Here is a 14175-nt window from a genome sequence, read left to right on the forward strand (position 1 = left end):
CACCTACCGCTTCATCTTTGGATCTAATGCATCACGAAGTGCATCGCCAAGTACATTAATTGATACAACTGTTATAAAGATTGCAAAACCAGGCGGTATCCATAACCACGGACGCTTTTGGAAATCGATTAATGAGTTTGCTGCACTAATCATATTTCCCCACGATGGTGTAGGCGGGACAACACCAAGGCCTAAGTAACTTAGTGCAGACTCTCCTAAAATAGAACCCGCAACACCTAATGTTGATACAACAATTAATATCGGCAGAACATTCGGTATTAAATGATATACTATTTTCCGGTAATCGTTTATCCCGAGCACATCAGCAGCTTGCATAAACGATTGTTCCCGTAGCGATAAAATTTGACCTCGTACGAGGCGTGCAAGTCCTGGCCAACCTACTAAACTTAAAATGATCATAATGACATAAAGACGATAATCAGATGGTACTTTCCATTCTGATAAAATAGCTCCCATTATAATAAGCAATGGTAATCCTGGCATCGACATTAAAATATCAGCAAGACGCATTATAATATTGTCGACGATGCCACGGTAAAAACCTGCAATCGCTCCTAATAAAGCACCTAGTATAACGGATAACACCATTGAAGCTAAGCCGATTGTTAATGAAATCCGTCCGGCTTGCATAAGCCTCGTTAAAATATCCCTTCCTAATTGATCTGTACCAAGCCAATGAGAAAAACTAGGTGGTTTGTTAATTAGCGTAACTTGTATTTTCCCTGATGCATACGGCGAAAAGAATGGACCAATAAAACAAAATAAAAACATAAAAACTAATGCGTAAAATCCTATAAGTGCCATTTTATTTTTCTTTATCCTTTTAAAAGCTTGCCTCCAGGGCGATGATTCATTCCTTCTTTTCTTTTTTTCTTTTTTTTCCGTAGTTGCTGTAACAGTTTCCATCTCTTTCCCCCCCTTACTTCAACCGAATACGTGGATCAACAACTGCATATACAATATCCGCTAAAAAGTTTGAAACAATTGTCAAACACGAAAGAAACATCGTAAATGCCATTAATACTGTATAATCACGAAAATTAAGTGCTTCTAATTGAATATTACCGATACCTGGCCAGTTGAAAATTTGTTCTATAATAATTGCTCCTGAAAACAATCCTGGTAATTCAAATGCAAGCAATGTAATAGCCGGCAAAATTGCATTTTTTAGTGCATGTTTATAAATAACAGTCTTCTCCTTTAAACCTTTTGCTCTAGCCGTTCGAATGTAATCTTGGCGTACAACTTCTAACATACTCGTTCTAAAATAACGAGTTAATGAGCCAACTCCAAGAAGAGTCAAAATAAACACGGGTAAAACCATATGCTTTGCAACTTCTATTACGTAAGCAAGCCCAGTCGAATTACTCCCAACATCAATCATCCCGCCTATCGGTAATAGCTTAAAGTCAACCGCAAACACTTTAATTAAAAACAAACCGATAAAGAATGAAGGGAATGACATCGCTGCAAATACACCAATTGTTACAAGCTTATCGAATAAAGAATGTTGCTTTGTCGCTGAAAATACACCGATAATAAGTGCAATTAGCCAAATAAAGAACAATGCAATAACCGCAACAATAAACGAATTCCATATAAATTTATTTAATAATGACGTTACAGATTCTTGATATTGAAGAGAAAAACCAAAGTCCCCCTGCAATGCATTACCGAGCCAGTGAAAATATCGCTCAACAATTGGTTTATTCAATCCATACAATTCCCTAAGTTCAGCTGCTCTTTCCGGTGTAATCTTCGGGTTTGAATCAATATAATCTCCTGGAAGAAGTGCGAACAGGAAGAAGATAATAATCGATGTCCCCAACAGTGTAGGAATCATTTGTAACAGCCTACGAATGATATATGTTTTCACCCTTTTTCTCTCCAATCTTATGCTTAAAATAGAAGAACATTTCTTCAAAGCGGCACACTACTTGCCGAATGAAAAAATGTCTTCTACTTATACATTCTTCTCGTTATTTTTCGATAGATAGAACTGGTAAGTTTGCACTAATACTATTGTATTTTTCAGGGTCAATTCCTTTTATATTCCCGTTATAACCAGTAATTGTTCTACGATAGTTTAATAGAATTACTGGTGGGTCATCACTTAATTCTTTATACAGTTCTTTATAGATTGGTTTACGTTTTTCAATATCCACCGTTTCAATACCTTTTTGAATTAACTCATCTACTTTTGCATTTTTATAACCAAGACTCTTCTCATTGACACCCGACAAATATTCACCAGCTGTTTCACTCGGATCACTTGTAATTGGTGTCGAAACAGAAGCTAAATCATAATCACCTTTGTTTACCTTCGAAAGCATAGTATTAAAGTCCATAAATTCCGGATTAAATTCTACACCTATCTCTTTATAATTCTCTTTTGCAATTGGAATTAATAAATCACTATCTTTAGCCGAACTTGGGCCGAAATAAGAAAGCTTTAATTTTTGACCATCTTTTTCACGAATTCCATCCGAACCAACTTTCCACCCTGCTTCATCTAATAATTTTTTCGCTTTTTCTTTGTCGTATTCATATTTATTAACTCCTTCTTCCGTATAAGCCCAAGAAGTTGGATGAATTGGTACATTAGCTACCGTACCGTATCCTTTCAATGCTGTATCAACATATTTTTTACGATCTAATCCGTAAATAAGTGCTTGACGAACCTTTTTATCCTTTAAGTACGGCTTATTATTATTCATATAAATATAACTAAATGACGCTGCTGTTTCGATTTGGATATTTGCAAATTCTAAAGCCTTAGCCTGTTCAAGAACTTCGTCACCAGTACCTAGGCCAGTGTAGTCAACCTCACCTGTTTGGAATAATTGAAGCTTCGTATCACCAGAAGTAATTTTATAGATGAAGTTTGGAATTTTTGGTTTACCCGCATAATAATTTTCATTTGCTACAAATCGAACTTCTTGCCCTGGGATATACTTTTCAAATTTATATGGACCCGCAGCTATCGGTTTTTCATATAACGCTTTTAAGTAATCTAAACTTGCATTTTGTTTATACTCTTTTCCATAATAAGCTTTTGATAACACCTCTCCACCTAAGGCTGTTAGTGCCTGTGAATTAACTTTTTCAGTTGTAATTTTAATTGTCTGTGGATCAACAACTTGAATTCCTTCAATAGAATTTGCTTTTCCTTCTTTATATTCTTTACCGCCTTTAACAGCATATTGAGCAATGTCTTTGTCACCCTCATATGCCTTATCATGTAAAAGCGTCAATGTGAACGCTACATCATCTGCTGTTAATGGTGAACCATCGCTAAATTTCAAATCTTTGCGTAAATGGAATGTATATGTTAACTGATCAGAGGAAATATCCCACTTCTCAGCTAATTCTGGAGTTGGTTTTCCTTGTTTATCTGTAGATACAAGAGATGCAAAAATAACTGAAGTGACGTTTCCATCCCAACCATTTTGTTGGAAATATGGTAAAAATACGCCGCCTGGTTTACTAATACCAACCACTAACGTATCTTTTCTATTCTTCGCTTTATCTGGTACTTTCGTCTTATCTGTCGCAGCAATATTTTCAACTTTTATATTTTTTAAATCTTGCTGTTTTACTGGTTCTGTAGAAGCCGTATCCTCCTGTCCCCCACAAGCAGATAACACAAGCGAACTACTCAATAATACTGAAAATACACCAGCCCATTTTTTTGTCTTTTTCTTCATTGTCCCCACCCTAACTTTTTTTTTAATAATTACACCTTATGAACTGCTTGCCTTATGTATGCCTCCCACAGCAACATTTTATAGCCAATCGGAAAAGTCGGTTTTAATTATAAAAAAATAGTTATTTTTGAGGGGTAACATTCTTATTCCGACCTTTCCGGTAGACTTTATGGTTATTAGCTTATATCTTTCAGTATATTTTGTCAATTATTTCTATATAAATATTTTGAGAGTTTTTTCAAAATTATTTATCAATCTTTAATTTAGGAAAACTTAGTAAAAAATTCATTCTATTATCTAATAGCCCAGCATAGAATAATAACAATCAACTACCAAAAAGGGGGCGAAAACATGGACAACCTATTCCAATATGTCCTGCACTATATATTATTAACAATTATGATAGTCGGGGCACTATTACTATTTCCGTTCTTCCCAAAGTTCGTCCTCTTTTTAGCTTTTTTCGTTATGCTCGGAATTGCAATTACAATCTCAATAAGGGAAGAAGATGCACAAAAAGAAAGCAGAGTTCAGCGCGTAAAGCTGTAAACTCTGCTTTTTTTTCATTCATAACGTATTCTCGTTAAACCAATTACGAAAAATACTCCTGCAAATAAACTAAGTATACCAATATATCCTCCTATATCTGCTAATGTGCCTCCCCTTACAATTAACTCCGTAAAGCCACGCATCGCCCAAGTTTGTGGAACAAAATTTGCCGCTGTTTGCATCCAAGCTGGTTCAATTTCAACCGGCCAATAAAGGCCACTAATCATACATGTTGAAATTACAACGATATTACCTAGTGCTGACTGCTGTTCTGTTGTTTTTACTATACTTGCCAATAATAAAGCGAGACCAATGACGGCTAATAACAATAATAAAGCGAGACCAATGACGGCTAATAACAATACTGAAACGAGTGTAATAACCCCTAATAAATTTCCCCACTGCACATCAAATAATGAATGCGTTAATATCATTAAAACACCAAATTGAATCCACCCTATTAAAAAGAAGGAAAGGATATAACCTGCTAGTATTTGAACTTTTGAAACTGGTGTCCCTAATAAGCGAGACCAAACCCCAAGTTGTCTAGCTTTCAAAATAGTTCCCGTAGCACTTAACATGACAATCATGACGAATAGAATTGAAAAACCTGCCGCTCGACCTGTAACGTTATTTAACTTTTGATCATCATGTAAAATCGATTCTTTTTGAATCGAAACAGGATTTACTTTTGTATAAATTGCTTCATACATCGTGTCCCACGAAGTGTTACTTTTCTTCTCAAAATCTCTTGCTGCACTAACTTCTATCTCCATCTTTTTTAATGCACTTGCTAATACTTGCTCTACAGAAGTTCCACCAGTGAAATCAGCACTGGCTTGAAATTGAATATTTTCTACCTTTCTATCCAGCATACTCTTTTGAAAATCTTTTGGAATGATGATTATACCAGATGATTTCTTGTTTTCGACCCTCTGTTTCCCTTCCTCATACGTTACCTTCTCTATAGAAATTAAATCACTTTTCTTTATTTCCTCATAATACTTGCTAGATAATACAGAACCATCTTTATCTACTAAACTAATATTTACTTTCTCATTCCCACTTCCACCTAAAAGTCCACCGAAAATAAGTGTGAAAATAATAGGCATTCCAAACATGAGTATATAGCTTTGTGGCTTAATTAAGATTTGTTTTAATTCTAGCCAACAAAGTGCCCAAACCTTCTTCATCATTTCCCCTCCTATCTCGTACGTAAACGTAACGTTCCAATCATAACGGAGATAATTCCTGCACTGCATAAACTTAAAATAATAGGGAGTAGCACATCCCAAGATGTTCCCGACATAATATTTAAGAAGCTTGTAAGTGCCCATTTATTTGGAACAATATTCGCAACTGTTTGAAGTGTATCGGGAAATACGTAAATCGGTAACATTGATCCCCCTAATATAGCTAATATTTGAATGCCGATTCCCCCCATTAAATCTGCCGTTTTTTCCTCACGAATAAAGGCTGCAATTAGCATGGATAAACCAGAAACACAAATTGCATACGAAACCCCCAACACTACTATTTGAGACACGTCTTCGCCCCATTCCACATGAAACATAAAGTGTGTAGCAACTATAAACATTCCAAATTGTATACAGGCAAATAGTAATGTACCTAAAAATTTCCCGAATAAAATCGAAAATGAACTCGTCGGTGTACTGAACAACCGTGCCAACGTTTCGGTTCGTTGCTCTGTTACAACTGACTTCGCACCTACTGTTATGTTATATAGTAAAAACATGACTAACATCGCTGCTGCATAATATTGCATCGCTACAACTGTTTTTTTACCAACTGTTCCTTTTTCGATATGATTCGCACTTGCAGTTGCTATCGTCTGTAGATTTCCACTTACCTCTTTTGCAACTTGTGCCACATCACCCTGCTGGGATTTTACTAATTCTGTTACAACACTTTTAGTAGATACTGCGACTGTTTGAACACGTTCTGAAAAAGAACGAATCATTGATTCAGCAATTTTCGCTTGTATATCTTTGGATGGATCTATAAGCACCTTTGATTCTTTTAACTTTCCATCTTGTACTTGTTCGCTCCATTTATTTGGGATGACAATTCCTACATCGATTTTCTTTTCCTTTAACATATCTTCAAGCTCTTCCTGAGAGTTAACTACCTTTACTTTCACGTCATCTTTTATTTCTTTAGATTGCAATACTTCTTTTCGAAAGACATCTGCAAACTCATCCGTTCCTTCTTGATAATAGCCAATTACTGTTTTCGGTAGTCCACCACTATCAAATACATTACTTAACGCTGAACCTAAAATTGCTGTTAATAAAAGTGGCATAATTAACATCATCATAAATCCGCGCCGATCAATTAAACGGATTTTCAAATCTTTCCATGCAATAATGAAACTCTTCATCTCGCACTAACCTCCTTAATCACGAAGTGAACGTCCTGTTAATTGTAAAAAGAGTGCCTCTAAATTCGGTTCTTGTACTTCCAGTTTTAAAATTTGAACGTTGTTCTCAACAACTACTGAAACAACTGTGCCAATTGCTTCGCCACCATTTAATCCAATATCAATCGTGCTAGTATCTTCATCAAAAATAATTCGTTCAACAACAGGTAGTGCCTTCAGTTTTTGCAGCAGTTCCGTACTATAGCGATTTAGTTGTAATTTCACTATAAACCCATCTGTCAGGCGATTACATAACTCTCTTTTCGTTCCTAATGCAATTACCTTCCCATGATCAACGATGGCAATTCGCTCACATAAATACTCGACTTCTTCCATGTAATGACTCGTATAAATGACAGTCATGCCTTTTTCATTTAATTTTTTAACAGTCTCTAAAATATGATTTCTCGATTGCGGATCAATCCCGACTGTCGGTTCATCCATAATTAATAACTCTGGTTCGTGCATAAGTGCTGCACCAATATTAATACGCCGTTTCATTCCACCCGAAAATGTTTCAATTTTATCCTTCCCTCGGTCCTGTAAACCGACGTAAGCCAACACTTTCTCTGCCCGCTCTTTTGCAATCTTTCCATTTAAACCATACATCTTTCCCCAGAAGATTAAATTTTCCTTTGCTGAAAGTGTCGGATACAGTGCAATGTCTTGAGGGACAATACCGATTTTCTTTTTCGCTTCTAGTGGATACTCTTTTACAGATTTTCCGCCAACTTTTATATCACCACTATCGTATGGAATTAGCCCGCAAATCATTGATATCGTCGTTGATTTCCCCGCCCCATTTGGACCAAGCAACCCAAATGTTTCACCTTTTTTCACTTCAAAAGAAACACTCTTTACAATTTCCTTCTTGCCAAATGATTTCGTAATATGATCTATGACTAACATATTGATTCAGCCCCTTTGTATTCATCTACACTTTCATTGTAGAAAATTTTCTTCTTCTCTCCATCGCTCTTGAGATAGAAATACAAAATAAAAAAGCAGCAAATTTTGCTACTTTTTTACACTTATGTATGCCAAAAGTCATGTGTACATCGTGACGCCATACCTTACTGCGTATATCGCTGCTTGCGTTCGATCTCTCAGTTCTAGCTTACTAATTAAATTAGAAACGTGATTCTTTACAGTTCCCTCTGTAATGAATAGCTTTTTGGCAATCTCTTTATTATTTAAACCAAGTCCAACTTCCCTTAAAACCTCTACTTCACGCTCAGTTAATTGTTCTAGTTGTTCTGGTGGGGTACGCTCTATTACTGTTTTTGTTTTTTTTAATTCCTTTACAATTTGCGCTGTTATATCTTGAGGAAGCACAGCCCCTCCACCATGTACCGTTAAAATTGCTTGAACAATGGCATCTGTCTCCATATCTTTTAATAAATAACCACTCGCTCCTTGCTCTAATGCCTCAAAAATAAGCTCACTATCACTAAAAGTTGTTAACATAAGAACCTTTATATAAGGAAACTTTTCTCTAACTAAACGAGTTCCTTCAACACCATTCATACGAGGCATCCGAATATCCATCAAAATAATTTCAGGCTGTAATTGTTTCACCTTTTGTACGACTTCATCCCCATCACTAGCCGTCCCTACCACTTCCAGTTCCGGACGTAAATTTAATATCATTGCCAATCCATCACGAATCAGTGATTGATCATCAACAATCATAATTCTAATCATAACGCTCCCCCTATTACCCATGTTTTTTCTCGGAGTGGAAATTCGATTTTCAGGCGAAAACCTTTTTCTATTTCACTCTCAAATTGAATGATTCCACCATGCTCCTCTACACGTTCTTTCATATTAAGTAAGCCAAATCCAGGGCTTACTTCATTGACTCCCATACCATTATCCAAAATACATAACTTAACTTGTTCCACTGAACAAACTAAACTTACTTCACATAAACTAGCTTTTCCGTGACGTTTTGCATTTGTTAAAGACTCTTGCATAATACGAAGCAACGTAGGCTGTAGTGACAACGGAATCAAAACCGGATCTCCTTGTAATTGAAAAGATACTTGTACTTTCGTCACTTTAGAATATTCATGTAACATTTCACGCATATTCTCTATTATGTTCCCTAGTTTACTTTCCTCTTTTAAGGCATGCACAGAAGCTCTCACTTCTTGAAGTGATTTTCTAGCTAACCCATGGCATGTATGTAAAACCTCTTCTGTAGCGTCCGATTTTTGTTTCCATAAAACCTCTGCCAGTTGCAACTGAACAAGTAATGCCGTCATATTATGACCAACAGTATCATGAATTTCTCGGGCAATATCATTTCGCTCCCGAACAGCTGTCAATTCTTCTACCTCTTTTGCATATAGCCTTAATTGTTCATGTGCTTCTTTTAAAGCTGTATGAGATAATGCTAATTCCCCATATTGCTCATCTACCATTTGCCGAGCAGCTGTAAGCTTTTTTATTAAGTTTCCAGCTAAAGCACTGAAAATGATAAACATAAAGTTAATTGCATTACTCTCCAATTCCAGACTCTCTGTATGTTGATACGTATGTAGTATATTTATAAACCAACAAAGAAAGAAAAAAGCGATAAAAAAATAAGTCATCCTTTTACGCCAATCATGAATAAATAATCCTATCGCATCAATTCCAAATATAATTAAATACAAACATGTCTCGGGAAATAAAAACCCTAATAACGCTGTGACAATACCGTTTGTGAGCAAGGTATAAAAAACAATTTTCCTACTCCCTTTTGCTTTTACAAGCAAAATATGATTCACAATATAAATCAAAAGTGCACTACCGACAAAAATTTGTAAATTTTCTGTTTCACGTGAAACATGATTTGCGTAAACTAAACAAATCATGACGATTGTAGCAATCCGCGCATATCCTAACATAAAATTCTCCTCACGTTTTAGTAACCTAAAGTTCATTCTCTTGTCAGGTTAACAAGAAAATTATACCAATTTTTCTACTCTCATTATACTAAAAAGAGCAAGCCCTCCCTCAAAATAGGAGAAAACAACTTGCTCTTTTTCATTCTATTTTCTTTACTCCACAATATTCTCTAACTCATTATATAACTCCGCTCGCAAAAACTCTTTTTTCGTTTTTTCTTCATACAATTGTTCAAGCATTTCAACATCAACTACATGTTCCATTTTACATTCGAGTGCATATATATCTTCTTCTATATGCATTAACTCGTTTTCAACTTCCTCTAAATTCCTAGACTCCTTCTTTTTTATAGGCATTACTTTCATCACTTTATTCCCTTGCTGTTGCTGCTTCTGTTTTGCTACTTGTTTCTCAATTCTTTCTTCCCACTTTTGACGGGCCCATGCATAGTTCCCTGCAAACTCAAATAATTTGTGCTCATCAATCCAATATGTTTTTTCAAATAACTTATTTAAGAAATAACGATCATGTGAAACAGTTAAAATCGTCCCATTATATTGTTCAAGGGCTTCCTCTAAAACTTCCCTTGATTCAATATCAAGATGATTCGTCGGTTCATCTAAAATAAGAAAGTTAACATCTTGATACATAAGTTGCGCGAGCCTTAACCTCATTTTTTCTCCGCCGCTCAGTTGCGTTACTTTCTTAAAAACAGCTGGACCATAAAATAAAAAGCGAGCTAATATATGTCTTGCCTCTCCCTCTGTTACCGCCACGCAATCTCTAAAAGCTTCCAATACATTGTTCTTCATATTCCCATACGCATGTTGCGATAAATAACCGATTTTCACACTACTACCAATCCGAATTTCCCCAGCATCTTGCTTCATTTCTTCTAATAGTAATTTTAATAACGTAGTCTTTCCTGTACCATTACGTCCAACGATAGCTGCGCGCTCCTGAAAACGAATATGCAAATTTACTTTCTCGAATAAAGATCGTTCAGCAAATCCTTTACTCACTTCTTTCATTACAACAACATCTTTCCCGCTTCTTTCTTGCCCTTCAAACTGAAGTCCCATCTGTTTTCTATCCAAAATGGGTCTCTTTAGTTTCTCTATGCGCTCTAATGCACGTTCCATATTTCTCGCTCTCTTGTGCAATCCTTCATTCGGTGGATTCGCTTGATTTGCCCATTCACGTAGACGCTTAATTGCTTCTTTCATTTTCTTTATTTTCTTTTGCTGTTCTTGATACGCTTGAAATTCTTGAAGCAACCTTTCTTCCTTTTCCTCAACAAACTGGGAATAGTTCGTATGATATACGTGAATTTCTCCATCTTCTAAATCAAAAATTTTCGTTACAACTTCATCAAGGAAATAGCGATCATGCGAAATGACCATAACTGTTCCTGTATATTCTTTTAGAAATTGCTCTAACCACTCGACTGCAAATAAGTCCAAATGATTTGTTGGTTCATCTAACAAAAGTAAATCTGGTTTCTGCAATAGCATATAAGCAAGGCTTACTTTTGTTTGTTCTCCACCACTTAACTCCATAAATGATCGGGGAAATAGTTCCTTCACCTGTAGACCATTTGCTACCTTCATAATATTCGCTTCTATTTCATAGCCACCGAGAAACGCGTACCTTTCTTGGATTACTCCGTATCTCTCCATCAATTTTTGTAAAGCAGATGATTCCTGTTCTTCCGCCATATTTTTTTCTAAAGCATGCATTTCTATCTCCAACTCTTTCTCCTTTTTAAAAGCGGAGCTTAATACATCATATACATTCATTTCATTATTGAATTTTGGAATTTGTGCTACATGACCGATGCATGTACCTTTCTTCATATGAATGGCTCCCGCATCCAAACTCTCCATTCCTGTTAGAAGCTGCAAGATAGTTGTCTTCCCACTACCGTTACGACCAACTAATCCAATACGTTCACCATTCTTTATTTCAAGCGATATATTTTCAAATATGATGTTTCCACCAAAAGATTTCGTTACATTATTTACACTACAAATTGTCATTTTCCGTACTCCTTTCAATATAAAAAACCATGGGAAAGAAACATTCCCCATGGTTTTTGGCATAGAAAAAGGAAGCCAAATAGCTCCCTTTTCACACGTTTATCAAAAATGGGTGAAGAGACTTCTATCGTTCAATAGCTACTATGCAATTGTTAAAAAAGGGCATACGTATCCCGTTAACAACTACATCATGAAAAATCGCACGACAAAAATAGATATAATCTAAAAATTTGGCACGCGCAGCTAAAGAACGTTTCATCTCATTCACCCCTTTCGTACGGAATTTAATACTACTTCTTTATTATACTTTCCCATTTCATGTTTGAATAGTCATTTTTCTGAAAATAATGAAGATAGACTAAACATTTCAATAAGTGACATCAAATCTTACAAAACTGTTATGTTCACGTAATGGAAAGCGATAGTACGAAAAGATGCCTCCCTATACAATAAAGGTATAAACAAGAGAGACAAAAACAAGGAGGAAAACAATCATGATGAAAGAGATCGTAAAAGCAATCTTTGAGGTATTAGTGAACGGACAAGCAGTTGTAAAAGAACTAAACGAACTATAAAAAGGAGTGAAGGAATATGATGAACATGGTGAAAATGATTTTACACGCTTTAGTCGACGCAAAAGCAGTTAGCCAAGAATTAAACCAACAATAAAAAGGGGTATATGAATATGAAGAAAGCCATTATTGTAATCGCAAGTACGGCAATTACCTTATACACAATAAAAAATAGAAAAAAGAAACAAAATGCAAATGCTCTATATTATCCATACACACTATTGAAGAAAAAATAAAAGACAAGGTAGCCTATTGTAATGAGGATATCTTGTCTTTTATTTTTTCCTATTCCCTTTAAAGGATTTCCTCCTCCTTTCCCCGAATGTATTAAGCGGGATTTTTACACATATTTTAAAGGGGCATATATACAAATGGATACACAACAACTATATTTTTTAAACGATATCGGTAAACAAAAGCCAGAAAGCATTCGGAACAGAAGCGCTGCATGTCCTTTTTGTGACAGAGAAAATTTAACGGGTATTTTAGCAGCTGAGGGCTCTATTATTTGGTTGAAAAATAAATTCCCTACATTAAAAGATACCTTTCAAACAGTGCTAATCGAAACAGATAATTGTGAAGATCATATCGGAACATATACAGAAGAACATATGAGAAAACTAATTCGTTTCTCTATTCACCATTGGTTAAACTTACAGAATAACGAGGAATTTGCATCTGTGATTTTATATAAAAATCATGGTCCATTTTCAGGTGGCAGTTTGCACCATGCACACATGCAAATTATCGGAATGAAATATGTAGACTACCTCGATAACGTAGAACAGGACAACTTCCGAGGAGTAATTGTACAAAAAAACGAACGCATTGAACTCAATATTTCAGATCGTCCTATTATCGGTTTTACTGAATTTAATATCATTATTGCAGATATTGGATACATAGATGAACTGGCAAATTATATTCAGCAAACTGTACGTTACATACTGACAGATTTCCATAAAGGATGTAGTAGTTATAACTTATTCTTCTATTACTTAAACGGAAAAATCATTTGTAAAGTTGTTCCTAGGTTCGTCGTTTCACCATTGTATGTAGGATATAAAATACCACAAGTTTCTACAAAACTAGAAGAGGTGAAAATACAACTAGCGCAGTATTTCATGAAACAAGAAGACAAAATTATTCATAAAAAAATAGAGTAGGTGTCGAAAACCTACTCTTTTATTACGCCTTTATTCCGATAATATACATCTTCTAATCCAACGTTATACTTCATATTGTTATCCGTCCACTCTGGCCCTAGATTCCCTGGCCATCCTGATGTATTTGCTATATATTTCAGTAATGCAAAATCAGTCAAACCCTTTTGCACCCCGCGCTTATATCCTTTCAGTAAGTGCGGCATTGCAATTTGCGCATTTGTACGCGGATCTTTCAACTCTTCATCAGTTAAATGATCTGGTGCAAGCCCACCACCGCGGTGCAATTGAAACAATCCGAATGAAGTTCCGTTATCTCCAACACTTCTTGGATTTAACCTACTTTCATGTTCGGCAATTGTAAGAGGTATCCATTCTGGAAGGTTTACTTTCTTTGCTTCCTCTATAATAATTTGTTTCATCTGTTTTGCTTCCTCTGAATCAACATAGCTTGTCTCATTTATTAGTTTATCCATTCCTTCAGACTTCTCTTGGAAATATAAATACACTCCAAGAACAACTAAAAATCCTACAAAGAATTTCTTCACTACCTCTACCTCTTTCTCCGCTGAAATTTGTCCCCTTTCAGCTTTCCCTTTACAATTACCTACATTCTATCGTTCTCTTACTCTTCCATCATAGCAAATTACTATACATATTATCATCATGCTTTAGACCGATTTTGTGAAAAAACAGTTGGTAAATACGTGCAAAAATGTAACTTACATGGACTATAACTTATTTATTGTATATAATTGTAAATTGAATTCTACATATAGAATAGGAGCA

The 14175-nt window shown here is 35.5% G+C and carries 14 protein-coding genes; 3 read left to right on the plus strand and 11 right to left on the minus strand.

Annotated elements, in window-relative coordinates; translation table 11 throughout:
* Positions 1–3: 3 nt before the first annotated feature.
* The 3 genes from opp4C to SJY24_RS29300 form a co-directional block, all read right to left on the minus strand.
* Positions 4–927: an oligopeptide ABC transporter permease gene (gene opp4C / locus SJY24_RS29290; RefSeq protein ID WP_377867123.1), complete on the minus strand. Its 924-nt coding sequence runs from the start codon at positions 925–927 to the stop codon at positions 4–6.
* Between the two features lie 13 nt (positions 928–940).
* Positions 941–1897, minus strand: a complete 957-nt coding sequence (locus tag SJY24_RS29295) for an ABC transporter permease (RefSeq protein ID WP_377867125.1) — start codon at positions 1895–1897, stop codon at positions 941–943.
* A 103-nt stretch (positions 1898–2000) separates the two neighbouring features.
* Positions 2001–3728 carry an ABC transporter substrate-binding protein gene (locus tag SJY24_RS29300; RefSeq protein WP_377867126.1) on the minus strand — a complete coding sequence of 576 codons (1728 nt, stop codon included), beginning with the start codon at positions 3726–3728 and terminating at the stop codon, positions 2001–2003.
* Between the two features lie 351 nt (positions 3729–4079).
* On the opposite strand from SJY24_RS29300, the gene SJY24_RS29305 reads away from it, so the two are divergent.
* Positions 4080–4277: a hypothetical protein gene (locus SJY24_RS29305; protein ID WP_377867127.1), complete on the plus strand. Its 198-nt coding sequence runs from the start codon at positions 4080–4082 to the stop codon at positions 4275–4277.
* Positions 4278–4291: 14 nt separating this feature from the next.
* Here the strand turns inward: SJY24_RS29305 and SJY24_RS29310 are convergent, their stop codons facing one another.
* The 7 genes from SJY24_RS29310 to SJY24_RS29340 form a co-directional block, all read right to left on the minus strand.
* Entirely contained in the window at positions 4292–5470 is a 1179-nt protein-coding gene (locus SJY24_RS29310) for an ABC transporter permease (protein WP_377867128.1), read from the minus strand.
* A gap of 11 nt (positions 5471–5481) precedes the next feature.
* On the minus strand, positions 5482–6678 hold the full coding sequence (locus tag SJY24_RS29315) for an ABC transporter permease (RefSeq protein ID WP_377867129.1): 1197 nt from the start codon (positions 6676–6678) through the stop codon (positions 5482–5484).
* A gap of 15 nt (positions 6679–6693) precedes the next feature.
* The gene (locus SJY24_RS29320) at positions 6694–7626 is read right to left on the minus strand and encodes an ABC transporter ATP-binding protein (protein WP_377867130.1); all 933 of its coding nucleotides are present in this window, start codon (positions 7624–7626) and stop codon (positions 6694–6696) included.
* A gap of 138 nt (positions 7627–7764) precedes the next feature.
* The gene (locus tag SJY24_RS29325) at positions 7765–8421 is read right to left on the minus strand and encodes a response regulator (RefSeq protein ID WP_377867131.1); all 657 of its coding nucleotides are present in this window, start codon (positions 8419–8421) and stop codon (positions 7765–7767) included.
* Positions 8418–9611, minus strand: a complete 1194-nt coding sequence (locus tag SJY24_RS29330; RefSeq protein ID WP_377867132.1) for a sensor histidine kinase — start codon at positions 9609–9611, stop codon at positions 8418–8420. The genes SJY24_RS29325 and SJY24_RS29330 overlap by 4 nt, the downstream gene beginning before the upstream one ends.
* 153 nt (positions 9612–9764) lie before the next feature.
* Positions 9765–11651 carry a ribosomal protection-like ABC-F family protein gene (gene abc-f / locus SJY24_RS29335; protein ID WP_377867133.1) on the minus strand — a complete coding sequence of 629 codons (1887 nt, stop codon included), beginning with the start codon at positions 11649–11651 and terminating at the stop codon, positions 9765–9767.
* Between the two features lie 124 nt (positions 11652–11775).
* Positions 11776–11910, minus strand: a complete 135-nt coding sequence (locus SJY24_RS29340) for an RAxF-45 family protein (RefSeq protein ID WP_079999070.1) — start codon at positions 11908–11910, stop codon at positions 11776–11778.
* 420 nt (positions 11911–12330) lie between these two features.
* Between SJY24_RS29340 and SJY24_RS29345 the strand changes: the two genes are divergently transcribed.
* A complete protein-coding gene (locus SJY24_RS29345) occupies positions 12331–12459 on the plus strand; it encodes a spore coat protein B (protein WP_098501249.1) in 129 nt (42 codons plus the stop codon).
* A 135-nt stretch (positions 12460–12594) separates the two neighbouring features.
* Entirely contained in the window at positions 12595–13389 is a 795-nt protein-coding gene (locus tag SJY24_RS29350; RefSeq protein ID WP_483861731.1) for a DUF4931 domain-containing protein, read from the plus strand.
* 11 nt (positions 13390–13400) lie between these two features.
* Here SJY24_RS29350 and SJY24_RS29355 read toward each other — a convergent pair whose 3' ends face one another.
* Positions 13401–13934 carry a transglycosylase SLT domain-containing protein gene (locus SJY24_RS29355; protein ID WP_377867135.1) on the minus strand — a complete coding sequence of 178 codons (534 nt, stop codon included), beginning with the start codon at positions 13932–13934 and terminating at the stop codon, positions 13401–13403.
* Between the last annotated feature and the right edge of the window lie 241 nt (positions 13935–14175).

Source organism: Bacillus sp. R86525, assembly GCF_042466195.1.
GTDB lineage: Bacteria > Bacillota > Bacilli > Bacillales > Bacillaceae_G > Bacillus_A > Bacillus_A nitratireducens.